The organism is Aeromonas sp. S13(2024) (genome assembly GCF_041402405.1).
In the GTDB taxonomy this organism is placed as follows: Bacteria; Pseudomonadota; Gammaproteobacteria; order Enterobacterales; family Aeromonadaceae; genus Aeromonas; species Aeromonas veronii.
On sequence record NZ_JBGLRA010000005.1, the window covers coordinates 53,372 to 79,695 of the forward strand.

24 protein-coding genes are annotated in these 26,324 nt (G+C 60.7%); 17 read left to right on the forward strand and 7 right to left on the reverse strand.

The window, feature by feature from the left end:
- Nucleotides 1-69 precede the first annotated feature (69 nt).
- Nucleotides 70-2,562 carry a trimethylamine-N-oxide reductase TorA gene (torA, locus tag ACB042_RS09330; protein WP_123173669.1) on the reverse strand — a complete coding sequence of 831 codons (2,493 nt, stop codon included), beginning with the start codon at nt 2,560-2,562 and terminating at the stop codon, nt 70-72.
- Between the two features lie 27 nt (nt 2,563-2,589).
- A complete protein-coding gene (gene torC, locus ACB042_RS09335; RefSeq protein ID WP_080771394.1) occupies nt 2,590-3,756 on the reverse strand; it encodes a pentaheme c-type cytochrome TorC in 1,167 nt (388 codons plus the stop codon).
- 145 nt (nt 3,757-3,901) lie between these two features.
- Here torC and torR point away from each other — a divergent pair, with 145 nt between their 5' ends.
- Nucleotides 3,902-4,615 (forward strand): two-component system response regulator TorR, encoded by a 714-nt coding sequence (gene torR / locus ACB042_RS09340; RefSeq protein ID WP_371178284.1) that lies wholly within the window; start codon nt 3,902-3,904, stop codon nt 4,613-4,615.
- Nucleotides 4,616-4,650: 35 nt separating this feature from the next.
- Here the strand turns inward: torR and ACB042_RS09345 are convergent, their stop codons facing one another.
- Entirely contained in the window at nt 4,651-5,055 is a 405-nt protein-coding gene (locus ACB042_RS09345) for a GFA family protein (protein ID WP_005338893.1), read from the reverse strand.
- 37 nt (nt 5,056-5,092) lie between these two features.
- On the reverse strand, nt 5,093-6,139 hold the full coding sequence (torT, locus tag ACB042_RS09350; protein WP_371178285.1) for a TMAO reductase system periplasmic protein TorT: 1,047 nt from the start codon (nt 6,137-6,139) through the stop codon (nt 5,093-5,095).
- A 70-nt stretch (nt 6,140-6,209) separates the two neighbouring features.
- On the opposite strand from torT, the gene torS reads away from it, so the two are divergent.
- A complete protein-coding gene (torS, locus tag ACB042_RS09355; RefSeq protein WP_371178286.1) occupies nt 6,210-9,035 on the forward strand; it encodes a TMAO reductase system sensor histidine kinase/response regulator TorS in 2,826 nt (941 codons plus the stop codon).
- A gap of 52 nt (nt 9,036-9,087) precedes the next feature.
- Here torS and ACB042_RS09360 read toward each other — a convergent pair whose 3' ends face one another.
- Nucleotides 9,088-9,372, reverse strand: coding sequence for a hypothetical protein (locus tag ACB042_RS09360; protein WP_088870031.1), 285 nt, complete (start codon nt 9,370-9,372; stop codon nt 9,088-9,090).
- 324 nt (nt 9,373-9,696) lie between these two features.
- Between ACB042_RS09360 and glyA the strand changes: the two genes are divergently transcribed.
- The 13 genes from glyA to ACB042_RS09425 all read left to right on the forward strand — a co-directional run bounded on the left by glyA (nt 9,697) and on the right by ACB042_RS09425 (nt 23,368).
- The gene (gene glyA, locus ACB042_RS09365; RefSeq protein WP_005338884.1) at nt 9,697-10,950 is read left to right on the forward strand and encodes a serine hydroxymethyltransferase; all 1,254 of its coding nucleotides are present in this window, start codon (nt 9,697-9,699) and stop codon (nt 10,948-10,950) included.
- Nucleotides 10,951-11,100: 150 nt separating this feature from the next.
- Nucleotides 11,101-11,550, forward strand: coding sequence for a transcriptional regulator NrdR (nrdR, locus tag ACB042_RS09370; protein ID WP_005338880.1), 450 nt, complete (start codon nt 11,101-11,103; stop codon nt 11,548-11,550).
- A gap of 199 nt (nt 11,551-11,749) precedes the next feature.
- The gene (ribD, locus tag ACB042_RS09375) at nt 11,750-12,859 is read left to right on the forward strand and encodes a bifunctional diaminohydroxyphosphoribosylaminopyrimidine deaminase/5-amino-6-(5-phosphoribosylamino)uracil reductase RibD (protein ID WP_371178287.1); all 1,110 of its coding nucleotides are present in this window, start codon (nt 11,750-11,752) and stop codon (nt 12,857-12,859) included.
- Between the two features lie 55 nt (nt 12,860-12,914).
- Nucleotides 12,915-13,568: a riboflavin synthase gene (locus tag ACB042_RS09380; protein WP_371178288.1), complete on the forward strand. Its 654-nt coding sequence runs from the start codon at nt 12,915-12,917 to the stop codon at nt 13,566-13,568.
- A 149-nt stretch (nt 13,569-13,717) separates the two neighbouring features.
- Complete coding sequence (gene ribBA, locus ACB042_RS09385; RefSeq protein WP_005343511.1) at nt 13,718-14,827, forward strand: bifunctional 3,4-dihydroxy-2-butanone-4-phosphate synthase/GTP cyclohydrolase II; 1,110 nt, start codon at nt 13,718-13,720, stop codon at nt 14,825-14,827.
- Nucleotides 14,828-15,103: 276 nt separating this feature from the next.
- Nucleotides 15,104-15,574, forward strand: coding sequence for a 6,7-dimethyl-8-ribityllumazine synthase (gene ribE / locus ACB042_RS09390; RefSeq protein WP_005338866.1), 471 nt, complete (start codon nt 15,104-15,106; stop codon nt 15,572-15,574).
- 14 nt (nt 15,575-15,588) lie between these two features.
- Nucleotides 15,589-16,002 (forward strand): transcription antitermination factor NusB, encoded by a 414-nt coding sequence (nusB, locus tag ACB042_RS09395; protein ID WP_005343514.1) that lies wholly within the window; start codon nt 15,589-15,591, stop codon nt 16,000-16,002.
- Nucleotides 16,003-16,059: 57 nt separating this feature from the next.
- Nucleotides 16,060-17,019: a thiamine-phosphate kinase gene (thiL, locus tag ACB042_RS09400; protein ID WP_139732882.1), complete on the forward strand. Its 960-nt coding sequence runs from the start codon at nt 16,060-16,062 to the stop codon at nt 17,017-17,019.
- Nucleotides 17,016-17,510: a phosphatidylglycerophosphatase A gene (locus tag ACB042_RS09405; protein WP_047438136.1), complete on the forward strand. Its 495-nt coding sequence runs from the start codon at nt 17,016-17,018 to the stop codon at nt 17,508-17,510. The genes thiL and ACB042_RS09405 overlap by 4 nt, the downstream gene beginning before the upstream one ends.
- A 487-nt stretch (nt 17,511-17,997) precedes the next feature.
- The gene (locus tag ACB042_RS09410; RefSeq protein WP_371178289.1) at nt 17,998-19,722 is read left to right on the forward strand and encodes a dipeptide ABC transporter ATP-binding protein; all 1,725 of its coding nucleotides are present in this window, start codon (nt 17,998-18,000) and stop codon (nt 19,720-19,722) included.
- A gap of 70 nt (nt 19,723-19,792) precedes the next feature.
- Nucleotides 19,793-21,349 (forward strand): ABC transporter substrate-binding protein, encoded by a 1,557-nt coding sequence (locus ACB042_RS09415; RefSeq protein WP_021230378.1) that lies wholly within the window; start codon nt 19,793-19,795, stop codon nt 21,347-21,349.
- A 99-nt stretch (nt 21,350-21,448) separates the two neighbouring features.
- Complete coding sequence (locus ACB042_RS09420) at nt 21,449-22,423, forward strand: ABC transporter permease (RefSeq protein WP_005349514.1); 975 nt, start codon at nt 21,449-21,451, stop codon at nt 22,421-22,423.
- Between the two features lie 3 nt (nt 22,424-22,426).
- Nucleotides 22,427-23,368, forward strand: coding sequence for an ABC transporter permease (locus ACB042_RS09425; protein WP_019445927.1), 942 nt, complete (start codon nt 22,427-22,429; stop codon nt 23,366-23,368).
- A 161-nt stretch (nt 23,369-23,529) separates the two neighbouring features.
- On the opposite strand, the gene slyD is transcribed toward ACB042_RS09425, so the two are convergent.
- Nucleotides 23,530-24,201, reverse strand: coding sequence for a peptidylprolyl isomerase (gene slyD / locus ACB042_RS09430; protein ID WP_100645229.1), 672 nt, complete (start codon nt 24,199-24,201; stop codon nt 23,530-23,532).
- A 143-nt stretch (nt 24,202-24,344) separates the two neighbouring features.
- Complete coding sequence (locus tag ACB042_RS09435) at nt 24,345-24,548, reverse strand: YheV family putative zinc ribbon protein (protein WP_005335287.1); 204 nt, start codon at nt 24,546-24,548, stop codon at nt 24,345-24,347.
- Between the two features lie 39 nt (nt 24,549-24,587).
- Between ACB042_RS09435 and ACB042_RS09440 the strand changes: the two genes are divergently transcribed.
- Nucleotides 24,588-25,247, forward strand: a complete 660-nt coding sequence (locus tag ACB042_RS09440; protein WP_100645228.1) for an AraC family ligand binding domain-containing protein — start codon at nt 24,588-24,590, stop codon at nt 25,245-25,247.
- Between the two features lie 153 nt (nt 25,248-25,400).
- Nucleotides 25,401-26,300: a chemotaxis protein gene (locus ACB042_RS09445; RefSeq protein ID WP_371178290.1), complete on the forward strand. Its 900-nt coding sequence runs from the start codon at nt 25,401-25,403 to the stop codon at nt 26,298-26,300.
- The last annotated feature ends 24 nt before the right edge of the window (nt 26,301-26,324 follow it).

A 26,324-nucleotide genomic window follows, 5' to 3' on the forward strand; every position in this document is an offset into this window, starting at 1 on the left:
TGATGGCTCCCGATTCTAACGACTTTAAAAATAAAGGAAACTCAAGGGGGCGCTTTCGTCCCCCAGGGGTCAGAGTGCCGGGAACATGGGGTCGATGCCCTTGGCCGATTCCGGCGCGCCGAAGGCAGTGACGGCGGGTGCCTGCCCGCGGAACTTCTCGATCTCCACCAGTGCGGTATGGGCCGTGGTGGCCTGCGCCAGGCTGGAGGAGCCGATGTCAGCGGTCAGCACGTTGGGATCGCCGTAGGTACAGAGAGTCCCCACCTTGCCACCCTCTTGCGGTCCATACCAGGCTCCTTCCTGAATGCGCACCACCCCAGGGGCGTAGTCATCGCTCACCACCAGACCAGCCAATACCTGACCGCGGCCATTGAACACCCGCACCAGATCGCCGTCCTTGAGGCCGCGGGATTTGGCATCCTGCGGATTCATGTAGACAGGTTCGCGCCCCTGCACCGTGTAGGTGGCGCGGTAGTTGTCGGAGGAGCAGAGCTGGCTGTGCAGCCGCTTGTCCGGGTGGCAGGATTGCAGGTGCAGCGGGTACTGTTTGCTGCCCGGCCCGCCGTGGGAGCGCTCGTAGGGCTCGATCCAGACCGGATGGCCCGGGCAATCCCCATAGCCGTAGTCGGCGATGGTCTTGGAGTAGATCTCGATAAGGCCGGAAGGGGTGCCCAGTGGCTCCAGATCCGGCTCCTGACGGAACGACTCGTGGCGCACCCAGGGTTGGCCCGCCGGGAAGGTGACGAAGCCTTCGCCGTGCCAGAACTGGCTGAAACGGGGCAGACGAATGCCGATGCCGCGACCCTGCAGGCGGGCGTCGTCATAGATGCTCTGGATCCACTCCAGCTTGCTCTTGCCGCCGGTGAACTCGGCCTCGCGACCGAAGCGACGGCAGAGATCGGCGAAGATGTCATAGTCATCGCGCGCCTCGAACAGCGGCTCAACCACCTTGTACATGGCCAGAATGCCCGCGTTGGAATGAGAACCCCACTGCTCGATGTCATCCCGCTCATAAGTGGTGGTGGCGGGCAGCACGATATCGGCGAAGCGGCAGCTGGCCGTCCACTGGTGATCGATGCTGACCACGGTTTCCAGCTTGCGCCAGGCCGCGACCATCTTGTTGCGATCCTGCTGGTGGTGGAACGGGTTGTTGCCGCAGAACACCGCCATCTTCATGTGGGGGTAGGTGATGGTCTGGCCGTTGAAGGCGATCTGCTTGCCCGGATTGAGGATGCAGTCGACGAAACGGGCCACCGGAATGAATTTGGAGTAGCCCTTCCAGTCGCCATCATGGAGTGGTTTAACGCCGGGAATGACCGAGCTGAAACCGGACATGATGGGGCCGCTGGAGGTGATGGTGCCAGCTCCGTTGTAGTGCCAGCCAAAGCCGTAACCGCCCCCCGGCAGGCCGATCTGGCCAAGCATGGAGGCCAGAACCACCAGCATCCAGGCGTACTGCTCGCCGTGGTGCATGCGTTGCACGCACCAGCCGCCGATAAGCTGGGTACGACCACTGCTCATGGCGCGGGCCAGCTCGCGGATGGTCTCGGCTGGTACGCCACAGATGGCCGCGGCCCACTCGGCATCCTTCACCTGACCATCGCTGGTGCCCAGCAGGTAGGGCAGGAACTTGTCAAAACCGGTGGTGTAGTTCTTCAGGAACGCCTCGTCGTGGCGCTTCTCGCTGTAGAGGGTGTGGGCGATGCCCAGCATCAGCGGCACGTCGGTTTGCGGATTCAGGGTCACCTGATCGCAATTGAGGTACTTCTGGGTCTTGGATTTGACCGGATCGACACTGATCACCCGGATCTCGCCCTTGGCCACCTTCTCTTTCAACTGCGCCCAGTAGTCGTAGACGCTGTGATCCGGCACCAGCCAGCCCACCTGCAGGTTCTTGATGGGATCCGAGCCCCAGATGACGATGGTTTTGCTGTGCTCCAGCACCAGCGGCCAGGAGGTCTGCTGCTCGTATACCTCCATGGCGCCCGCCACGTGGGGCAGGATCACCTGGGCGGCACCGGTGGAGTAGTCACCGGCCTTGGCCAGATAGGTGCCGTGCAGGTTCATGGCACGCCCCAGCATGGCGCCAGCGGAGTGCAGCTTGCCCACCGACTGCCAGCCGGAGTGGCCGGCATAGAGGGCGCTCGGGCCATAGGTCTTCTGCACCCGCTCCAGCTCGTGATAGAAGAAGTCCAGCGCCTGGGACCAGGTGACCCGCACGAAGCGGTTCTGGCCGCGCTCGCTGGTGTCGGACTGGTGGCCCTTGCGCAGCCAGTCCAGCCGCACCATGGGGTAGCGGATGCGGGAGGGGTTGTAGACCACCTCACTCAAGGCCTTGAGCATGTCGGTGGGGTGCTTGTCATGCTCGAACGGCAGGGTCTCGACCCAGCGTCCATCTACCACCCGGGCACGGAAGGCGCCCCAGTGGGAGCCGGACTGCACCAGCTTGTCGCCAGACTCGGCAGCCATCACGGCGCGACCGAGCAGGGAGGGGCCGATCAGGGCAGAGGCACCGCTGGCCAGCAAGCCACCCAGAAAACCACGACGGGAAATATTGATCATCTTGTTATTCCTCTTTCGAATCCGGACTTAGTGGCTGCCCTGACCACCGGTATCGGCGGCATGGTTTTGCAGGTATTTGAGCAGGGTGCGTTCCTCTTCCTTGCTCAGGCGATAGTAGGCAGACATTGCCTTGAGCCCCGAGATCCAGCCGTTGGCAGTGAAGTGAGCGGGATCCGGCGCGCCGTGGCAGGAGTTGCAGGTGGATTTATACATCTCGCCGGCGTAATCCCAGATCGGCTTGAGCGAGGACTCAAAGCCCTTGCCATCGACCCAGGCCTGCACCTGAACCTGTTCCCACTTGATATGGGTGGCGCTATCGGTCTCCTGTTTGAGCACTTTCTCGCTCGCTTTCAGTTCGTCACGGATGGTGGCGACGAAGACCCGCTTGCCCATGTATTCGCTCAGCACCCGGCCCTTGCCATCGCTCTCGCGCCACCCTTCGATGGTCACCTTGAGGCGATCGCCGCTGCGGTCCACCACGTCGATGCGGGAGGCGGGCAGCAGTTTGCCGACCGGGTCGCTGCTCTGTTCGCTGGCATAGAGATCTTTTTCACCCAGGTTGTAGAGGGTCTCGGCGGCTGGCGCCTCTTGCGCGTCGTTGACCAGGGTGGCGTAAGTGGCCCGGAAGCCCCCCGCCATGTTGGGCAGTTCGTGGGCGATGCCCTTGTGGCACTCGATGCAGTTCATGTTCTTCGCCGCCGCATCTTTCATCGCCAGCGCAGCCGCCGGGGACTGCTTGGCGTGATCCATGTTGTCGTAGCTGTGGCAGGACTTGCAGGTCTTGGAGTTCTGGCTGCTCATCCGTGCCCACACCTTCTCGGCCAGATGCAGGCGCCGGTCCTCGAACTTCTCCTGAGTGTCGATGCTGTGGCCTATGTACTCCTGATAGAGGTCGTTGGCCGCCTCCATCTTGCGGGCCACCTTGCCGACGAAATCCTTCGGCTGATGACAGTCGGTACAGACCGCCTGTACCCCTGAGGCATTCTTGAAGTGGATGGACTCCTTGTACTCCGGATAGACGGTGTCTTTCATGGAGTGGCAGGAGATACAGAATTCGAGGCTGCTGGTTTTCTCAAAGCCGTAGTGCAGGCCGACGGTGCCCGCGAGGGTGACGCCGACGCCCACCAGAAGCAGCGCCAGTACCGACCAGCGACGGCTGGGGGTGCGCAGGAAGTGCCACAGTTTTTTCATCATGCTCTCTCACATCACTTTTTTGATGGGAGCCATGATAGGGAGGCGTTGTGAACAGGGCTGCCGCTACAAATTAATGAAATAGGGGTATTTATGACAAAATGTGAATAGAATAATCCTCCCTTGTCGACCATCGTGAACCCTGCCCATGAGCTACCACATTCTGGTTGTTGAAGATGATGCGGTTACCCGCGAGAAGCTGACCGGCTATTTCGAGCGGGAGGGCTATCGGGTGACGGCGGTCGAAAATGGCCAGGAGATGCGCGCCGTGCTGGCGGAGCAGAGGGTCGATCTGGTGATGCTGGATATCAACCTGCCGGGAGAAGATGGTCTGCTGCTGACCCGTGAACTGCGGGTGCGCAGTACGGTGGGGATCATTCTGGTTACTGGCCGCAGCGATGCGGTGGACCGGATTGTCGGCCTCGAGATGGGGGCCGACGACTATGTCACCAAGCCGTTCGAGCTCAGGGAACTGCTGGTGCGGGTCAAGAATCTGCTGTGGCGGATCTCGCTGGCGGCCGCCGCGCCGAGCGAGCCTGCGGTGGCTGACGATGCGGTGCGCTTCGGCCCCTGGCGTTTTGACATCCCCCGCCGCCAGCTCAGCAAGGACGGGGTGCCGGTGCGTCTGACCAAGGCCGAATATGAAGTGCTGGTGGCCTTTGTCGCCCATGCCGGGCGGGTGCTCAGTCGGGAGCGGATCCTGACCCTTATCAGCCATCGCGGCGATGGCCCGAGCGATCGCACCATAGACGTGTTGATCCGGCGGCTGCGCGGCAAGATGGAAGCGGATCCGCGGGATCCCCAGCTGTTTGTCACCGTCCATGGTGAAGGCTATCTGTTTGCCGGCGAGATAGCCTCCTGACCCCGTTGCGGTGGCCTTGACCTGTTTGAGAGGTATCAGACCGGCGGGCGGGTATCAAATTGCGGGCAGTCGTCGCCAATCTGGTGCCAGGGCGCCTTGGAGCCGACAAAGATGTGAAACGCGGGTCGCTGGCTCGGCACGTCGTCCAGTACCCCCAACCGCAGATTGATCTTGCCGCTGCTGCTCTTCTGGCTGAACAGGCTGGAGCCGCAGTGACGGCAGAAGGCCAGGGTGGTCTCTGCCGATTTCCGGTAGCGGCCGATGGCCTCTTCCCCCTTCACTATGGTGACCTTGTTGCCATCAAGTCCGCCGACCGAGGCGTAATCTCCCCCCGAAAACTTGCGGCATTCGCTGCAGTGGCAGTTCCCCATATAGTCGAACTGATCCGGCAGGGTCAGGGCGACGGCGCCGCACAGGCAGCTGGCATGTAACTCTTTCATCTCTTCTCCTTGAGTGGGCTGATCGGATTTGGAACGGCTATTCGACCCGATAGACGGGGCGAAAAGCGCCATCCGAGAGGGAATCGGCGGGGTCGGCCAGTGGCGCAGACAGCGTCAGAATGGGTGGCCCCATCACCCGAGGGCACTGCTCGGCATTGGCATCAGGGTGTTGCAGCAGGCAGACCGCCTGAGCGACCGCAAGACGCCCCTGCAGCCGCATCTGATCGCTGTTGGCGGCGAGGATCTTGCCCCGGTGCAGGCCCCGCTGTACCCCGTGGCTGAAGTAGGTGCTCAGCACCTGGGGCCTGTCGAGATGGCGCTGCGCCAGCTCGTTGACAGCCACTTCGGCGGCGATGGCGCCCCCCACCAGATAGTCGAGATCGGGATAGCGGGCCAGGGTCTGCTGCACCAGCGTGCGCTGGATTTCCCGGCTGTTGTCGCCGCGCTCTGTGGTGACCAGCTTGATGGCGCTCCCCTTGATGGCGTCGGCAAAGCCCGGTTCGACAAAGTTGTTGCCGCCACTCGCCTGCGGGCCGGGGAAGAGGGCGACCGAGACCGGTTTGCTGCCGGCGGGGTGGCGCTGCGCCAGCCAGTGGCCAATCTGCCAGCCCATCTGGTACCAGGAGACTCCCACTTTGGCTTGCACCAGACCGCTGGGCAGATCGTTGACCAGCCCAAAGAGCGGCAGCGGCGTGACCTTGATGGCCTCGCGCAAGCCCTGATAGCTCACCGCGCCGAGCAAGATGGCGTCGCTCCCTTCCTGCACGCAGCGCAGCAACTGCTGACGCTGCTCGGCGAGGGCACCGTAACCCCCTGCTTCGTGGATCTGCAACTTGACTCCCAGCCGCTTCGCTTCGTCCACCATGCCCTGATTGACCGAAAGCCAGTAGGCGTCGCGCAAATGGGGGTAGAGGGCACAGAGGGTCAGCGATTTGGTTGCAGCGGCGGGTTCCGGCCACTGCTGGAGCACCGGCTGGCCGCTGAATTCGCCGCCGGGCCAGATATTGACCGCAAAGGCGAGGGCGGCGCGGGGAAGCATTAGCAACCAGATCAGCAACAACGGGGAGAGATAGACGCTTCGCATGGTCAGGGGTTTTGTTAAAGTGTTGGGCCATATTATCCGGTCAAAGCCGACCACAACCAAGGGACTTCCCGTGAGAATCTTTTCCGGCCTGGGTGGCAAGTTGCTGCTGGCCTTCTCCCTGATGGCGTTGCTGACCCTGAGTGCCTCACTGCTGGGCTGGGTGGGGCTTAGCCATCTGCGCCAGTTGGAGCAAGGGGTGCAGCAGACGCTGGCCGATCAGGAGCTGGCCCGCACGCTCTCTCGTCTTAGCGGCGAGATCCAGAGCTCGTCACGGCTGCTGGCCACCGCAACCAGCGAGCAGGAGCGGGAGCATCAGGGACGCTTGCTCACTCTGCAGGGGCAACAGCTGCAACAGGTGCTGGCGCAACTTGGTCGTGGGCAGGGTTCAACAAGCCTCGATCAGCTCAGTCAGAGCATCATCGGCAATCTGGGCCAGCAGGGCTGGCTGGTGGGAGAAAGATTGACCCTGATGGCGCAGGGGGAGGCGCAGCGGGCCCGTCTGGTGGCGGCGGCTGGGCAGATCGCCGAGCTGGCGCGCAGTCAGATGGAGAACGCCGAAACCGTGATGGTGGCGGGATTGGGTTCCCTCTACCAACAGCAAGGTGCGCAGGCGACCCGGACGCTGGATCGCCTGCTGGAGCAGGATCTTGACTGGCTGGAGCAGATGACCGAGCTGCGCCATCGCACCCTGATGCAGCAGCAGCGCATCGAAGAGATGTGGCGCAGTGAACGGCAGGAACAGTTGCAAACGCTATTGCAAGAGGGGCAGCGGGAGCTGGCCATCTTGCAACTGCGGGCCGGGGCTGTGACCGATCCGGCCCGCTGGCAGGCGGTGGAGCAGGCGCTGACCGTGCTGGCGCAGAGCGACAAGCTGGTGCAACTGCGCAGCGACTGGCTCGGCAAGGGGGAGGCGCTGCGGGTGCTCGCCAGTGCCAACGAAGCCCTGATGAGCAGCCTCAACCAGCAGGTCGGTGAGCTGGTCAGCCGTGCCCGCGATTCGCTGGGGCAGAGCCAGCAGGCGCTAAGCCAGCGCCTCAGGCTGCTGGAGCAGGCGTTGATGGCCATTGGCCTGCTCACCCTGCTACTGCTGATGCTGCTGATGTGGCGCATGGTCTACGGCCGGATCGTCTGGCCGCTGCAACGGGCGGTGGCGGGGATGAGCCGGTTGGCGCGCGGGGATCTGGCCCCCCTTGAGCCGATCGCCAGTACCGGGCGCGATGAGCTGGCGGAGTTGGGGCGGGCCCTGCAGGTGTTTCGTGACAATGCGGTTGAGCTGGGCCGTTATCAGCGCGAGCTGGAGTCGCGGGTCGAGGAGCGCACTGGCCAGCTCAGCCACGCCAACGAGCGGCTCAATGAGGAGGTGGAGAAGCAGCGGCAGGCCCGCGCCGAGGCAGAACAGGCCAACCGCGCCAAATCGGTGTTTCTCGCCACCATGAGCCACGAGATCCGCACCCCCATGAACGGCATTCTGGGCGGTCTGACACTGCTGGAAGATACCCACCTGAGCGATACCCAGCAGCGCTATCTGGCCGCCATCGAGCACAGTGGCGAATCCCTGCTGGAGATCCTCAACGACATTCTCGACTACTCCAAGATAGAGGCGGGCCATGTGGAGGCGCGCCGCGAACCCTTCCCCCTGTTCCAGCTGGTGGATGAGCTGAGCGCGCTGTTTCGGCCAAAGGCTGCGGCCAAGGGGGTCACCCTGGCGCTGGAATATGCGTCCGGGCTGGCGCCTGTGGTCGAGGGGGATCTGGGCAAGCTGCGGCAAGTGCTCGGCAACTTGCTCGGCAATGCGGTCAAGTTTACCGCCCGTGGCCAGATTACCCTGACAGTGGCGCCCCTTGTCTGTCACGGCCCTTGTGCTGAGCCCTGCATCCGGTTTGTTGTGCGCGATACCGGCCCCGGCATTCCGGCCGATGAGCAGGAGGCGGTGTTCGAGGCATTTCGCCAGCGCAAGCGTGATATAGGCCATCAGGGCGGCACCGGGCTGGGACTGGCGATCAGCCGCAAGCTGGTGGCCGCCATGGGGGGCGAGCTGATCCTTGCCAGTGAACCGGGCAAGGGGTGTGAGTTCAGCTTCAGCCTGCCCTTGCAACGCTCGAGCGCCCAGCTGCCTGCCGAGGCGCAACCGCTGCACCTTGGCCAGTCCCGTGACATCCTGCTGGTGGAGGATAACGAGATCAACCGGCTGGTGGCGCACGGCATGCTGACCCGCCTCGGCCATCGCGTCACCCTGGCGGAGGATGGTCGCAGTGCGCTGGCGCTGGTGACCGAGCGTCCCTTCGAGCTGGCGCTGCTCGATATCAATCTGCCCGATATGGACGGCATGACCCTGCGCGAGGATCTGGCCGCCATCAGCGAGGAGATGCATGAGCGGCCGCTGCCTGCCATCGCCATCTCGGCCCAGATGTATCCGGAGGATATCCGCCACTGCCTTGCCGCCGGGTTTGTCGATTTTGTCGGCAAGCCGGTGCGGCTGGCGGTGCTGGCGAACGCCATCGATCAACTATTTCGGCAAGAGGGCGCCTCTATCGAGCCGCAGGTGCAATTATCTGCAGCCGCGCCCCCAACTAAACAGCCTGAGTGGGCCAATCCGGTGCTGGATGCCGATCTGCCCCTGCTCGGCATGGCGCGGATCCGCCAGCTGGTCGCGCTGTTTGAGTCGCAAGGGCGGGTGTTGGTAGATAAGTTGGCTCAGGGGGAGGGGAGTGAGCAACGTCAGCTGGCGCACAAGCTCAAGGGGAGTGCGCTGGCGCTGGGGTTGACCGAATTGGCCAGCCACTGTGCGGCTCTTGAGGCGGGATGCGGTGAGCCTGCGGCAATCGGGGCGCAATTTGACGCGGCGGTGAGCGGGTTGCAGCAGTGGTTGACGGCCAACAGGGATGCGCAGCCCTGATCCCTGCTGGCGATGCACAACGTTCAGAGGGGGTAGCCAGCCCCTGCGCCGTTTATTCGATCTCGCGAAACAGCACCTGCTTGCACTTGGCACAGACCCATTCCCGGCGAAAATCGGTCAGGTGCACCATGCCTACCTCCAGCAACTCGTGGTGGCCGCAGTGATAACAGAAGATGATGTCGCCATCGACTGATTCAGGGTGGGCCGCCAGATAGTCGGCTTTGGTGGGGAGCTGCTCCCACGAGGTGGTGGGGACATGTTTGCGTTGGCTGGTGTAGTAGACCCAGTAGAACAGAAAAAAGACAGCCAGGATCACGAATGTCAGCAGATGGTCCATCTTGAACTCCTCCGGTTAGGTGCAGCCCCTCGGATGCATGGCTGCAATCAGCTCCATCATCATTAAATTTGTTTCGAATGAATATGTTACAGGATGGATAAAGAGGGCGTTGTGATCCCCTTCGGGTTTTGCCCGCCCGCCGCGGGATGAAAAATGTGCCGTTTGGCTGAGCGGCCAGGGTATTGAACGAGGAGGGAATCTTGCTTTTTACAACATAAATTCAACATTTTTTTAGGTGGTTGGACTGTCTCTTTGATCCAGCTCACGTTACAATGCCCGCGCCCACTTCACCTAACGCGCAAACGATTTTCAGGAGAGAAACGGATGTTGAAACGTGACATGACCATCGCCAATTATGATCCGCAATTGTGGCAGGCCATCACAGACGAAACCCGTCGTCAGGAAGAGCATATCGAGCTGATTGCGTCTGAGAACTACACCAGCCCCCGTGTCATGGAAGCCCAGGGCTCCCAGCTGACCAACAAGTACGCCGAAGGTTACCCCTCCAAGCGTTACTACGGTGGTTGCGAGTATGTGGATGTGGTCGAAACCCTGGCTATCGAGCGCGCCAAAGAGCTGTTCGGTGCCACTTACGCCAACGTGCAGCCGCACTCCGGCTCCCAGGCCAACAGCGCCGTTTACATGGCTCTGCTGCAGCCGGGCGACACAGTACTGGGCATGAACCTGGCCCACGGCGGTCACCTGACCCACGGCTCTCCGGTCAACTTCTCCGGCAAGCTTTACAACATCGTGCCTTACGGTATCGATGAGTCCGGCAAGATCGACTACGACGACATGGAACGTCAGGCTGTCGAGCACAAGCCGAAGATGATGATCGGTGGCTTCTCCGCCTACTCCGGCATCGTTGACTGGGCCCGCATGCGCGAAATCGCCGACAAGGTCGGTGCCTACCTGTTCGTCGACATGGCCCACGTGGCGGGTCTGATTGCCGCTGGCGTCTACCCGAACCCGGTTCCCCACGCTCACGTGGTCACCTCCACCACTCACAAGACCCTGGCCGGTCCGCGCGGTGGTCTTATTCTCTCCGCCGCTGACGACGAGGAGCTCTACAAGAAGCTCAACTCTGCCGTCTTCCCGGGTGGCCAGGGTGGCCCGCTGATGCACGTCATCGCCGGTAAAGCCGTTGCCTTCAAAGAGGCGCTGGAGCCGGAGTTCAAGACCTATCAGGCTCAGGTCGTGAAAAACGCCAAGGCGATGGCTGCGACCTTTATCGAGCGCGGTTACAAGATCGTCTCCGGCGGTACCGACAACCACCTGATGCTGGTTGACCTGATCGGTCGCGAGCTGACCGGCAAGGATGCTGACGCGGCGCTGGGCAAAGCCAACATCACCGTCAACAAGAACTCAGTGCCCAACGACCCGCGCTCCCCGTTCGTCACCTCCGGTGTGCGGATCGGTACCCCGGCCATCACCCGCCGCGGTTTCAAGGAAGCCGAGTCCATCGAGCTGACCCACTGGATCTGCGACGTACTGGACAACCACGACAATGATGCCGTGCTGGCCACCGTACGCGAGAAGGTGCTGGATATCTGCCGCCGCTTCCCGGTTTATGGCTGATAAGCCAGACCATCCGGCTTGAGACCAATGCCACCTGCGGGTGGCATTGTTTTTTCTGGCTTTTACCGGCTTTGGATGGCCGTGTTACACTGGCCGACCTAGATCCTGGCCCGCCGGGCCGGTCCCTGTTCCATTAACACCGGAGGTCCGATGCATTGCCCATTCTGTAGTGCGGTTGATACCAAGGTGATCGATTCCCGTCTGGTGGCAGAAGGCCATCAGGTGCGCCGCCGTCGTGAGTGTCTGCTCTGTCACGAGCGTTTTACCACCTTCGAGATGGCCGAGCTGGTGATGCCCCGCGTCATCAAGTCCAACGGTTCCCGCGAGCCGTTCAATGAAGACAAGCTGCGCGCCGGCATCCTGCGGGCGCTGGAGAAGCGGCCGGTGAGCATGGAGGCCATCGAAAAGGCGGTCAACCATATCAAATCCCGCCTGCGTGCCACCGGCGAGCGCGAAGTCGCCTCCGAGCTGGTGGGCAATCTGGTGATGGATGAGCTCAAGAGTCTGGACAAGGTGGCCTATATCCGCTTTGCCTCCGTCTATCGCAGCTTCGAAGATATTCGCGAGTTCGGTGAAGAGATCGCCAAATTGGAGAAATGATGGTATCGGATGGGCAAGTGGATATCCGCTTCGCCCCTCTCTACCTCAGGACACGAAGATATTCGCGAGTTCGGCGAAGAGATCGCCAAGCTGGAGAAGTAAACCGCCATGCTCACCCATGTAGCCGCGTCCGATTACGCTGCGCTAATCGAACCTACGATACTGCGTAAAGTCGAGATGTGTTGTCAAAGGAGCCCGAATGTTTAGTCAAGATGATTACCAATGGATGAGTCGGGCCCTCGAACTGGCCCGCCGCGGCCGCTACACCACGGCCCCCAACCCCTGCGTCGGCGCCGTGCTGGTCAAGGATGGCGTGGTGGTTGGCGAAGGGTGGCATCAGAAGGCGGGCGAGCCCCATGCCGAGGTCTACGCCCTGCGCGCCGCCGGTGACAACGCCCGCGGCGCCACCGCCTATGTGACCCTCGAACCCTGCTCCCACCACGGTCGTACTCCCCCCTGCGCCGAGGCGCTGATCAACGCCGGCGTGGCCCGGGTGGTGGCGGCCATGGTTGACCCCAATCCCCAGGTGGGCGGACGTGGCCTGCGGATGCTCTCCGAAGCGGGGATCAAGACAGATTTCGGCCTGCTGGCGAGCGAAGCCGAGGCGCTCAACCCGGGCTTTTTCAAGCGGATGCGTACCGCCTTCCCGCGGGTGACCGTCAAGCTGGGGGCCAGCCTCGATGGCTGCACCGCCATGGCGAGCGGCGAGAGCCAGTGGATCACCTCCCCGGATGCGCGCCGTGACGTGCAACGACTGCGGGCCCGTCACGATGCGGTGCTCTCCAGCGCCGAAACCGTGCTGGCCGATGGCGCTTCCCTGACCGTGCGCTGGGATGAGCTGCCCCCCTCGGTCAAGGCTAGTTATCCCAAAGAGACCCTGCGCCAGCCGCTGCGGGTCATCGTCGATTCGCAAAACCGCCTCACACCCGACTTGCCGCTGTTCCAGAGCGAGAGTCCGGTGCTGCTGGCCCGTCACAAGGCGTCCGGCGAGTGGCCCGAGTGGGTGCAGCAGCTGGAGCTGCCGCTGCTGGATGGCAAGCTGGATCTGGTCAGCCTCTTCATGCTGCTGGCCAAGCAGAATGTCAACTCGGTACTCATCGAGGCGGGCCCGCGGCTGTGCGGCGCTCTGCTGGAAAAAGGGCTGGTGGATGAGCTGGTGCTCTATCAGGCTCCAAAATTGATGGGTGACGAGGGGCGTGGCCTGTTCCATCTGCCCGGCCTGACCCGGCTGTTCCAGGCGCCCAAGCTTGCCATCAAGGATGTGCGCATGGTGGGGCCGGATATTCGCATTACCGCCAAAATAGCCTGATTTATCAATGTTCAAGGGGGCATAATCAGCCCCTGTCATCAGCAAGGTGATCTGCATGTTTACCGGAATTATCGAAGCGGTGGGGACCCTGGCCGAGCTGCGCCGTCAGGGCGATGACATGGCCCTCACCGTCCACGCACCAGGTCTGGATTTTAGCGACGTCAAACTGGGCGACTCCATCGCCACCAACGGTGTCTGCCTCACCGTGGTGGCGCTGGGCGACAAGAGTTATACCGCCGATGTGTCGCTGGAAACCCTCTCCCGTACCGGTTTTGCCGCCGCCAGAGTGGGCGATCGGGCCAACCTCGAGAAGGCGCTGATGCCCACCTCCCGCCTCGGCGGCCATCTGGTCTCCGGCCACGTAGACGGAGTAGGGGAAGTGAAAAGCGTCTCCAGCAGCGGCCGCGCCATCGAGTACTGGATCAAGGCGCCGGGCGAGCTCTCCCGCTATATCGCCGAGAAGGGCTCCATTGCGGTGGATGGCATCAGCCTCACCGTGAACGCGGTGCAGGGGGACCTTTTCCGTCTGACCATCGTGCCCCACACAGCCCAGGAGACCACCATCGCCAGCTGGAAGCCGGGCCGCAAGGTCAACCTCGAGGTGGATCAGATCGCCCGCTATCTGGAGCGGCTGATGATGGGGAAAAGTCAGGAGAGCAGCGCCTCGACCCTGACCATGGAGACGCTGGCCAAGGCCGGTTTTCTCTGACGGTGTGCGCTAAATCTGGCCACCAAAACGATTTTCTGTGATCCCGCTCTGATTGAAATGGAGCCGCTAGCCCCAATCTAGAGCAACATACACACGCATTTGCGTTGAGCCTGCGGGCTCAACCCCCAAGCACACTGATGGAGTAGCCCATGGCGCTGAGCACAACCCAGGAAATCATTGCCGATATCAAGGCTGGCAAGATGGTGATCCTGATGGATGACGAAGACAGGGAGAACGAAGGGGACCTCATCATGGCCGCCTCCTGCGTCCGTCCGGAGGATATCAACTTCATGGCCCGCTACGGCCGTGGCCTTATCTGCCTGACCCTGACCCGGGATCGCTGCAAGCAATTGGCGCTGCCGCTGATGGTGGATCGCAACAATGCACAGTTCTCCACCGCCTTTACCGTCTCCATCGAGGCGGCAGAAGGGGTGACCACAGGTATCTCAGCCGCCGATCGTGCGGTGACTGTGCAGGCGGCAGTGGCGGCCAATGCCAAGGCGGCCGATCTGGTGCAGCCGGGCCACATCTTCCCGCTGATGGCGCAGGATGGCGGCGTGCTGACCCGCGCCGGCCACACCGAAGCCGGTTGCGATCTGGCCCGTCTGGCCGGTTTCGAGCCTGCCGCCGTCATCGTCGAGATCCTTAACGAAGATGGCACCATGGCGCGCCGTCCTGACTTGGAGATCTTTGCCGAGGAGCATGGCATCAAGCTTGGCACCATCGCCGACCTTATCGAGTACCGCAACCAGCACGAGACCACGGTCGAGAAGGTGGCCGAGTGCAAGCTGCCCACCGAGTTTGGCGAGTTCGACCTCATCACCTTCCGCGATACCATCGACAATCAGGTTCACTTCGCCTTGAAAAAGGGTGAGGTGCAGGCCGACCAGCCGACCCTGGTGCGCGTCCATCTGCACGATGTGCTGAGCGATCTGCTGTTGACCGACCGCCACGCCGCCCGCAGCTGGCCGCTGCCCAAATCCATGGCCCGCATTGCCGACGAGGGCGGCGTGCTGGTGATTTTGGGGGCGGAATCCCATGGCGCCGAGCTGCTGGCTAGGGTCAAGGGTTTTGAAGCCGCCGACAAGGGGCTGGCGCCGGAAGGAGCCAAGTGGCAGGGCACCTCACGCCGGGTTGGCGTGGGCTCCCAGATCCTCAAGGCGCTCGGCGTGAGCAAGATGCGCCTCTTGAGCTCGCCGAAGAAGTACCATGCCCTCGGTGGTTTCGGTCTGGAAGTGGTTGAGTACGTCGGCGAGTAAAGCTCCACCAGAGAAGTACCATCCCCTTCTGGGTGGTTTCGGTCTGGAAGTGGTTGAGTACGTCGGCGAATAACGTACTACCAGAGAAGTACCATCCCCTTCCGGGCGGTTTCGGTCTGGAAGTTGTGGAATTTACCGGCGAGTTAGCGCGTCGGACTGGTTAAATCGCGATCATGGCCGTCTATTGCGGCCATGGTTTTTGTCGTGGGTCTGTTGTGCTAGAATGTGCGCACTTTTGACTCCGGCCCTTTTGATTGCACAGATACAGGATTTCCAATGAAGGTTATCGAAGGAAATATCGCCGCTCCTGAGGCGCGCGTTGCTATTGTTGTTGCCCGTTTCAACAGCTTCATCAACGACAGTCTGGTGAACGGCGCGGTGGACGTACTGAAGCGTCAAGGTCAAGTGCAGGACAGCAACCTGACACTGGTAAAAGTGCCGGGCGCGGTTGAAATGCCATTGGTCATCAAGAAGCTGGCCAAGAGTGGTCAATACGACGCCATCGTGGCGGTTGGTACTGTCATCCGTGGCGGCACCTACCACTTCGACCTGGTGGCAAACGAAAACAGCAAGGGCATGGCCCAGGTAATGATGGAATATGAAATTCCCGTTGCCTTCGGTGTGCTGACCACTGAAAACATTGAACAAGCCATCGAGCGTGCAGGTACCAAGGCGGGTAACAAGGGTGCAGAGGCTGCACTGGCAGCGCTCGAAATGATCAACGTCCTGAAAGAACTGGACGTGTAACGAGGAGAAGTACATTGAAACCGTCTGAGCGCCGTAAAGCCCGCCATTGCGCCACCCAGGCCATCTACCAGTGGCAGATGACCAAGGCTAACGTGGGTGACATCGAAGAGCAGTTCAAGATCGATCAGGACACCAAGGGTGTAGACCTGAACTATTTCCGCGATCTGCTGTTCGGGGTAGCCCTCCACTGCAGCGAGCTGGACAAGGTGTTTGCACCTTTCCTCTCCCGTCCGCTGGAAGAAGTGGACATGGTGGACAAGGCGATCCTGCGTCTGGCGACCTACGAGCTGACCCGTCGTGATGATGTACCGCCGCGCGTGGTCATCAACGAAGCGATCGAGCTGGCCAAAGCTTTTGCTGCCGATGACAGCCACAAGTTTGTCAACGGTGTACTGGACAAGGTGATCAAGTCGCTGAACAAGCGTTGATCCTGCTGTCCGTCAGCATCTAAGAGAGGAGCCAGCTTATTGCTGGCTTTTTACTGTATGGGTGAATTTGAGCTGATTGATAAGTACTTCAAGGTCCCCCACGCCCGCAAGGACGTGGTGATGGGCCCTGGAGATGACTGTGCCCTGCTGACCCTGCCCCCCGATACCCAGCTGGCGGTGAGCACCGACACTCTGGTGAGCGGCGTACACTTCTTTCCCGACATGGATCCGGTGGATCTCGGCTACAAGGCGCTGGCGGTCAATCTCTCCGATCTCGCCGCCATGGGTGCCGAGCCACGCTGGGTGTCGCTGGCGCTGACCCTGCCTGCCATCAACGAAGGTTGGGTCGCCGGTTTTGCCGAAGGGTTTCTGGAGCTGGCCGAGTACTACAACGTGGCGCTGGTGGGCGGAGACATGACCCGCGGGCCGCTCTCCATCACCATCTCGGTGAAGGGATCGGTGCCTGCCGGGCGCGCTCTGATGCGCAGCGGTGCCAAAGCCGGTGACGGCATCTATGTGACCGGCACTCTGGGAGATGCCGCGCTGGCGCTCTCCCACCTGCTGGGCAAACGCACCCTCAACGAGAACCAGCTGGCTGCCGTGTTGCCACGGCTCGACCACCCCCATCCCCGCATTCTGGCCGGTCAGGCGCTGCGCGGGCTGGCGGGTAGTGCGCTGGATCTCTCCGATGGGCTGGCATCGGATCTCGGTCATATCCTCAAGGCCTCCGGCGTGCGGGCCCAGATCGATCTCGATCTGCTGCCGCTCTCACCGGTGCTGCAGGATGCGGTGAGCGAGCAGGATGCGTGGCAGCTGGCGCTGGCCGGTGGCGATGACTACGAGCTCTGCTTCACCGTACCAGAGGAGCACCGCGGCGCGCTCGATACGGCGCTGGCCCACAGCGGGGTCAAGTTCAGCCGTATCGGCCGCATCGTGGCGGGCGAGCCGGGCATCGACTACCTGCGTGGCGACCAAGCGGTCGAGTTGCAGCTGAAAGGGTGGGATCACTTCGCATGAGTTTGTTCAGGATAAAGCCCGAGCTGACACGACTGGATCTGAAAAATCCGCTTCATTTTTTGGCGGTGGGGTTTGGTTCCGGTCTCAGCCCCAAGGCGCCGGGCACCATGGGCACCCTGGCGGCCATTCCGCTCTACCTGCTGGTGAGCGGGCTGCCGACCCACTGGTTTATCGCCTTGCTGGTGGTGGGTTTTGTGGTCGGTATTCGTATCTGCCAGAGCGCCACCGATGCCATCGGCATGCCGGATCACGGTGCCATCGTCTGGGACGAGGTGATCGGTTTTGGCGTCACCATGATCGCCGCGCCAGCCGGTTGGGAGTGGGTGGTGGCGGGCTTCGCGCTGTTCCGGTTGTTTGATGTGCTCAAGCCCTGGCCCATCTCCTGGTTTGATCGCCGGATCCACGGTGGCCTGGGCATCATGCTGGACGATCTGATCGCCGGCCTGTTCGCCCTGTTTTGTATGCAATTACTGGCATTCTGGCTCGGTTGAGAGCCACCTTCCGGGGGATGACCGTTCTTGCATCCCCCGATTTATATCTGCTTAATTTTCATTCATCGGCATATGCTGCCGTTTATCATCCATTTCACATAAATATTCACTACTCATTCGGGGCTCGTGATCGTTTTTGAAATAGTGATAAATGCTGCTTGTTGCGTTGTTGTTGAAATTAAAGTAATGATACCAATAGATGTACGGACGCACCGGCCATTTGTGTGACGAAAATCATCATTTATCTCTGCCGAATTGGTGGTTATCTGCACAAAACATTGCGGAATTGTATAACTCAATCATTTACACCCGTGGTCAAACCGTCTAAGTTACTCGCGGGTTATTCCAAAAAAATGCAAAAAACCCGCCCGGATCGCTGGTTTCGCTGCCTCATGGATTGAGCAAATATTGCCCAAGGTAACAACCGGCATCTGCGGCTGATTTACGGACGAATTATTTGGGACGGATGTCCCCCGCAGAGGTAAACATGTCCTTGCTCGAAGTAAAGAACTTGCGGATCGAGTACCCCTCCCGCTACGGGGTGCTGGCCGCGGTGAAGGATCTCTCTTTCTCTATCGAAAAGGGTGAGATTGTCGGGGTGGTCGGTGAATCCGGCGCCGGCAAGTCCACCATCGGCAACGCCGTTATCGATCTGCTGAGCCCGCCGGGTCGCATCGCCCGTGGTGATATCTATCTCAATGGCGAGCTCATCTCCGGCAAGAGCCAGAATGAGATGCGGGCCATCCGTGGCTCCCGTATCGGGTTCATCTTCCAGGACCCCATGACCTCCCTCAACCCGCTGTTCACCGTTGAGCATCAGTTGGTGGAGACCATTCTGGCCAATACCGATCTCTCTCGCGAGGCCGCTTTTGCCAAGGCGCTGGAGCTGATGGGGGCGGTGGGTATTCCGCAGCCGGAGCTGCGCATCAAGCAGTACCCGCACCAGTTCTCCGGTGGCATGCGTCAGCGGGTGGTTATCGCCATCGCGCTCTCCTGCGATCCTGAGCTGATCATCGCCGACGAGCCGACCACGGCGCTGGACGTCTCCATTCAGGATCAGATCCTCCAGCTTATCCGCGCCCTCTGCAAAGAGCGTCAGGTGGGCTGCATGCTGGTGACCCACGACATGGGCGTGGTCTCCAACGTTACCGACAAGGTGGCGGTGATGTATCGCGGCGATCTGGTGGAGTTCGGCCTGACCGAACAGGTGCTGGGCAGCCCCAATCACCCCTATACCCGCAGCCTCATCTCGGCGGTACCCCGCTCCGATGTGAAGCTGGTGCGTTTCCCGCTGGTCTCCTATATCGAGGATGCCAGTGCGCCGGATACCAATATCGACCTCAAGACCCACTGGCTCGGCCAGAGTCAGGACGAGCGTGCCTATGAAGGGGCGCTGCTGCGGGTGGAGAACGTCGATCTGAAATTCGTCACCAAGGACTCCATCATCCCGAGCCGTCGCCAGTATGTGCGCGCCTGCAACAACATCAGCTTCGAGATCTTCGAAGGGGAGACCTTCGGTCTGGTGGGGGAATCGGGCTCCGGCAAATCGACCATTGCCCGCGCCATCACCGGTCTCTATCCGCCTGATACCGGCAAGATTTTCTTCGAGGGGATCGATCTGACCGCCCTCAAGAGCGAGCGCGAGCGTCGCCCGCTGCGTCGCCAGATGCAGATGGTGTTTCAGAACCCCTATTCCTCGATGAACCCGCGGATGAAGGTGCGCGACATCATTGCCGAGCCGATCCGCTTCCATCAGCTGGCGAGCAGCGAGAGCCAGATCGAGGGGATCGTCGGCGATCTGCTGGATCACGTGGGTCTCGGTCGTGGTGCCGGGGTCAAGTATCCCCACGAGTTCTCCGGCGGCCAGCGCCAGCGCATCTCCATTGCCCGCGCCCTGGCCACTCGCCCGCGCTTCCTTATCTGCGACGAGCCTACCTCGGCGCTGGATGTGTCGGTGCAGGCCCAGATCCTCAACCTGCTCAAGGATCTGCAGCAGGAGCTCAAGCTCACCATGCTGTTTATCAGCCACGATCTGCCGGTGATCCGCCAGATGTGCGACCGCATCGGGGTGATGCAGCACGGTCATCTGGTGGAGGTGGCCGAGACCGAGAAACTCTTTACCAATGCCGAGCATGAGTACAGCCGCAAGCTGATCTCCCTCATGCCGGAGTTCAAGGGAATGTCCCGCGAGGGGCTGGAAATCGCAAGCTAGGAGAGCGCCGGTGCGCCGGTCTGCTTGTCAAAAAAAGTGTCATAAGAAAGCCAAAAGCATGGAGAACAAGATGAAGAAAGGATTGTCCAAGATTGCCCTGGCGCTGTTTGCCGCCGGTTTCGCCTTCAGTGTCTCAGCCGCTGATATCAAGGTGGGTGTCGCTTCTGACGCCACTTCGCTGGATCCGCAGGAGCAGCTCTCCGGTCAGACCCTGGAGATGTCGCACCTGGTATTCGATCCCCTGATGCGTTACACCCAGGACTTGCAGTTCGAGCCCCGTCTGGCCGAGAAGTTCGAGCGTGTCGATGACAAGACTGTCCGCTTCCACCTGCGCAAAGGGGTCAAGTTCCACTCCGGTAACGACTTCACCGCAGACGACGTGGTGTGGACCGTCAACCGCCTGAAATCCTCCGTCGACTTCAAGGCGATCTTCGATCCCATCAGCGAAGTGAAGAAGGTCGATGACTACACTGTGGATCTCGTCACCGCCAAGCCGTTCCCGCTGGTGCTGCAGACCGTCACCTACATCTTCCCGATGGACTCCAAGTTCTACACCGGCAAAACCGAAGCGGGCAAAGACAAGGCCGAGATCGTCAAAAACGGCGACTCCTATGCCTCTACCCACGTCTCCGGTACTGGCCCGTTCACCGTCAAGTTCCGCGAGCAGGGTGTGAAGCTGGATTATGCCCGCAACGCCAACTACTGGGACAAGGCCTCCAAGGGTAACGTCGAGAACCTGACCGTGGTGCCAATCAAGGAAGATGCGACCCGTGTTGCAGCCCTGCTGGGTGGCGACGTGGACATGATCTATCCGGTTGCGCCCAACGATCTGGAGCGCGTGAAGAATGGCAAGGACTCCCAGCTGGTCACCCTGTCCGGTACCCGCGCCATCATCATCGAGCTGAACCAGAACACCAACCCGGCACTGAAAGACAAGCGTGTACGTCAGGCGATCAACTACGCCATCAACCAGGTGGGTATCGTCGAGAAGATCAACAAGGGCTTCGGTACCCCTGCTGGTCAGCTGAGCCCGAAAGGCTATGCCGGTCACAACGAGGCGCTGGTGCCCCAGTATGATCTGGCCAAGGCCAAGGAGTTGATGAAAGAGGCCGGTTACGAGAAAGGCTTCAAGATGACCTTCATCTCCCCAGCTGCCCGCTACGTCAACGACGTCAAGATTGCCCAGGCTGTCTCCGCCATGCTGGCCAAGATCAACATCAAGGTGGATCTGAAGACCATGCCGGTGGCCCAGTACTGGCCCGAGTTTGACAAGTGCGCCGCGGACATGCAGCTGATCGGCTGGCACTCCGACACTGAAGATACCGCGAACTTCTTCGAGTTCCTGACCTTCACCAAGGACGCCAAGACCGGTATGGGTCAGTACAACTGCGCCGGTTACGCCAACGCCGAAGCTGACAAGCTGGTGATGGATGCCAACGCCGAGACCGATCCGGCCAAGCGTGCCGAGATGCTCAAGAAGGTCGAAGCCATGCTGATCGAAGATGCTGCCTACGTGCCGTTGCACTGGGAAGATCTGGCCTATGGCGCCAAGAAGAACGTCGACATCAAGCCGGTGGTCAACGTGATGAACTTCCCTTACCTGGGTGACCTGGTGGTCAGCAAGTAAGAGAACGTCGCAAGGAAGGACGGGGCGGGGTGGTCAGCTGGCCACTCCGCCCACTAACAGAAGCCTGTGCCACGACACAGGCCACGTAGAAGGACAAGCATGTTTACATTCCTGCTGAAACGGTTCTATCAGGCCGTGATAGTGATGTTCGTCATCAGCCTGGTCGCCTTCTCCATCCAGGATAACCTGGGTGATCCGTTGCGCGAGCTGGTGGGGCAATCCGTCTCCGAAGCCCAGCGTCACGAGTTGCGCGAGAAGATGGGCCTTAACGATCCCTTCCTCATCAAATACAGCCGCTTTCTGAAAAATGCGGTGCATGGGGATTTGGGCACCTCCTATTTCTTCAAGCGACCTGCTCTCGAGGTGATTCTCGACAAGCTGGTGGCTACCCTTGAGCTGGTGTTTGCTGCCGCGCTCATCATCGTGGTGGTCTCCATTCCACTCGGTGTCTATTCGGCGATCCGCCCGCGCAGCATTCCCACCAAGATCATCATGGCGGGGAGCAGTATCGGTATCTCGATCCCGGTATTTTTGACCGCCATCATGCTGATGTACCTCTTCTCCATCCAGCTGGGCTGGCTGCCTGCCTATGGCCGCGGCGAGACCCGTAACCTGCTGGGCTGGGAGTCGGGCTTCTTCACCTGGGATGGCATCCTGCATCTGATCCTGCCGGCGGTGTCCCTCTCTTCCATCATGCTGCCGCTGTTTATCCGGCTGGTGCGCTCCGAGATGCTGGAGCAGCTTTCCTCCGAGTACGTCAAGTTCGCCCGCGCCAAGGGACTGGACAACAACAAGGTCTACTATCAGCACGCTCTGAAGAACACCATGCTGCCGGTTATTACCGTCGGCGGGGTGCAGATCGGCACCATGGTGGCCTACACCATTCTGACCGAGAGCGTGTTCCAGTGGCCGGGCACCGGCTTCCTGTTCCTTGAGGCGATCCACCGGGTCGATACCCCGCTGATCACCGCCTACGTCATCTTCGTGGGACTGATCTTCGTGGTGACCAATACCCTGGTCGACCTGCTCTACGGGTTGATTAACCCGACCGTTAACCTGACCGCCAAGGGGTAACAGATGACTAATGCTGTAACTGCAAGCCCAAGCCGTTGGGCACGATTCAAGAACTCTGACATCGTCTACTACTTCCTGCGGGACAAGGTAGCCATGTTCAGCTTTGCGGTGTTTGTTGTGTTCGTGCTGGCGGCGCTGCTGGCCCCCTGGCTCGCCCCGCACAACGTCTATGACCAGACCAGCTTTGATCTGATGGATGCCGAGTTGCCCCCCTCCTGGCTCGAAGGCGGCGAGGAGCGTTTCTGGCTCGGTACCGACAACCAGGGGCGGGATATCTGGAGTACCATTCTCTATGGTGCCCGTATCTCCCTCACCATCGGCCTGTTTGCGGTGGCGCTGCAGCTGGTGCTTGGTATTGTCATCGGTCTGATTGCCGGTTATTTCGGTGGCCGCATCGACAACCTGTTGATGCGTTTTGCCGACGTGCAGCTGTCGTTCTCCACCATGATGGTGGCGATCATCATCTCCGCCATCTTTCAGGCAACCTTTGGCTCCGAGTTTTACTCGAAGTTTGCCATCATGATGCTGGTGGTGATCATCGGTATCGCCGAGTGGCCGCAGTATGCCCGTACCGTGCGCGCCTCGGTGCTGGCCGAGAAGAAGAAGGAGTATGTGGAGGCGGCCAAGGTGATGGGGTTCCGCGCCCCGCGCATCATGTTCCGCCACATTCTGCCCAACTGCCTGTCGCCCATTCTGGTCATCTCCACCGTGCAGGTGGCCAACGCCATCATGAGTGAAGCTGCACTCTCATTCCTCGGTCTGGGGATGCCGGTTGATCAGCCCTCGCTCGGTTCGCTTATCAGCGTCGGCTTCAACTACATCTTCTCCGGCTCCTGGTGGATCACCGCCTTCCCGGGCATCTGTCTGGTGGTGCTGGTGCTGGTCATCAACCTGCTGGGTGACTGGCTGCGGGATGTGTTTAACCCCAAGATCTACAAAGGGTGAATAGAAAATCAGAGCGTTGGGAAGGTTTCTGTGCAGACAAGCTCAGGTAATTTGAGCTTAACAGTGTAGGGCAAAAGCTAAAGAAGAGGGAGGCGCAGTGCCTCCCTCTTCTTATTTGATGCCCGCTTGATGCGGGTTTTTTATCATCGGCGTGGCCGTGATCAGTGGTGATGGCCCTTGCCACCACAACCGCCGCCACCGCAGCAGCCGCCATGACCATGGTCGTCACCGTGGTCGTGGCCATGATCGTGACCGTGGCCAGCACCACCGCAGCAACCGCCGTGGCCGTGATCCTCATCGTGGTCGTGACCATGGCCGCCACAGCAGCCGCCGTGATCGTGGTCATGACCGTGATCGTGACCGCAACCACCGGCACCGTGAACGTGGCCGTGGGCCAGCTCTTCGGCAGTGGCGGCACGCACGTCCTTGATCTCGACCTTGAAGCCCAGGGTTACGCCTGCCAGCGGATGGTTGCCATCCACCTTGACGAACTCTTCGGACACTTCAACCACGGTCACCGGACGGTGGCCATCGTCGGTTTCAGCCACAAAAGTATCCCCTTCGGAGACTTCCATGCCATCGAACAGCTCGCCCGGTACTTCTTGTACCAGTGTCTCGTCATATTCGCCGTAGGCCTGGCTCGGTGCCAGAGTCACTTCGAAGGCTTCACCTACCGCGCGACCTTCCAGCTCGGCTTCCAGGCCTGAGACCAGGTAACGGGTGCCGTGCAGATAGACCAGCGGCTCTTTGCCGACAGTGCTGTCGATGACTTCACCGTGCTCGTCGGTGACTGTGTATTCCAGCGTAACCACGCTCAGAGGAGCTACTTTCATGTCAGGATCCTGCGGATAGAAAAAAACGGGCTCAGAATACCCTAAAAAGCGGGCCGCGCATATGCCGTGCGGCGCCACTGAGTGACGAAAAAAACGGCAACAGCGTCAGCAAGGAGAGCCTCATTCCACCCGCCGTTCCCTTATCAGGGGCGAAACACCCCGATCACCTCTTCCGCCTCGCGAGTCTGCTTGTCGACCTCGGCAGGCGTTTGTACCTGGGTATCGCCACAGGCGACGCAGGTCACCTTCTCGACTCCATGCTCCAGATACAGCATCATGTTGTCCAACTTGCCGCACGCCGGGCAGACTGCACCGGCAATGAAGCGTTTTTTACGTCTGGTTTCCATATTTGTTACCTCCAGGCAGCATCATATCAGGGTTTTTACATGCATCACGCCATCGAGTATCACCATTTTTCCTGCCAGGGCCTGCACGCCGGCAACCGCAAACGAACTCCGGTCGGGCAGCTGTTGCGGATCACCCGGGGCGCCGCGCTGCTGAGACTGGGCCAACATGAGCTATTGCTGCCGGCAGGCAGCAGCTTCTGGCTCTGCGCCGATGCCCTCGCCGCCTTCAACCCCCTCAGCGGTTGCGAGTACGATCAGCTGAATGTCTCTTTGCGCGTGGCTCAGCCGCAGCAGGCAGGCTGGCTGCAGACGACCCCGCTGCTCGATGCCCTGCTCGACTCGCTAGCCCGGTGGCAACGTCCGAAAGAGTGGCAAGGGGCCTACGGTCAGCGACTGCAGGTGATCCTGGATGAGCTGCAACAGTGCGCCATCAGCCAGCAGGATAACGAAGCGCTACAGCAATGCTGGCAGGCTTTGGCCCGCGGCGAAGCACAAGCCCTGGTACAGTGGCAGCAACTTGATGACGTACCGCTGGCAGGGGAAGAACTGCAACAGCAGTGGCAACTGCTGCAGGCGCTCAGATTGCTCAAGGGCGGCAGCAAACCCGCGCAGGTGGCCAGCAAGCTGGGTTATGCCGATGAGGCCGCATTGCAAGCGACCTGCCAGCTGTGGGGTGTTGGCGAAGATGGAGCTCAATAACCGGACACAGGTATGAATGCGCCAACAAAATTGGCTGAACGAGTCCAGTTTTTTGCCAGATGGTCGTTAACAAGGAAGGGCCATCCCCACCGTAATCCTTTATGCTAGAGACCTGAAGTGACTGCCAACGTTTCGACCAACAGGACATCTGCCATGACGAGCAAAGCCAATCAATCCCAAGGCATGTTGCTGTTTCACCTTTCGGCCCAGCAATCCTTTGCCATCGGCACTCTCAAGGTGAAGGAGATAGTCCCTTACACCCAGCTGACCGCCATGCCACACTCGCATCCGACCGTGTTGGGGGCCGCCAACATGCGCGGTTCCACCATTCCGGTGATCGACATGGCAATGGCGGTGGGTTATCGCCCCATCAGCAAGGAGGAGATGCCGCACTGCTTCATCATCATCACCGACTGCCGCCGCACCCTGGTGGGCTTTCTGGTACGGGGTATCGACAAGATCACCGAGTGCAACTGGCGCGATATCGAATCACCTCCCGCCGCCCTCGGCCACAATGTCTTCGTAACCGGTGTAACCCGGGTCAATGACCAGCTGATCCAGTTGCTGGACGTGGAGCTGATCCTCTCCCGGGTCTATCCGGACGATCCGAGCCACCTCTATCCGGTACTGACCGATGTGCAGCGGGAGCGGATCAAGCCGATGCGGATCCTGCTGGTTGATGACTCCTCGGTTGCCCGCCGTCAGCTGATGGCAGCGCTGGACTACATCAATATTCCTTATGAGGTCTGTACCAATGGCAAGGATGCACTGACCCTGATGCAGCAACGGGCCAGCCAGAAGACCCCTATCGACATTCTGGTGAGCGATATCGAGATGCCGGGGCTTGATGGCTACGAGCTGGCCTTCGAAGTGCAGAGCGACAGCAAACTGGCGGGGGCCTACATCATCCTGCACACCTCCCTCTCCAGCGAGATCAGTGTGGAGCGGGCCCATCAGGTGGGAGCCCATGAGGCGCTGACCAAGTTCGAAGCCAACGAGCTGATCCAGGCCATGCTGCGCGGCGCCGAACATCACGATCGCCTGCTGAAATAAGCCAATGACTGGCGGGAGGAACAC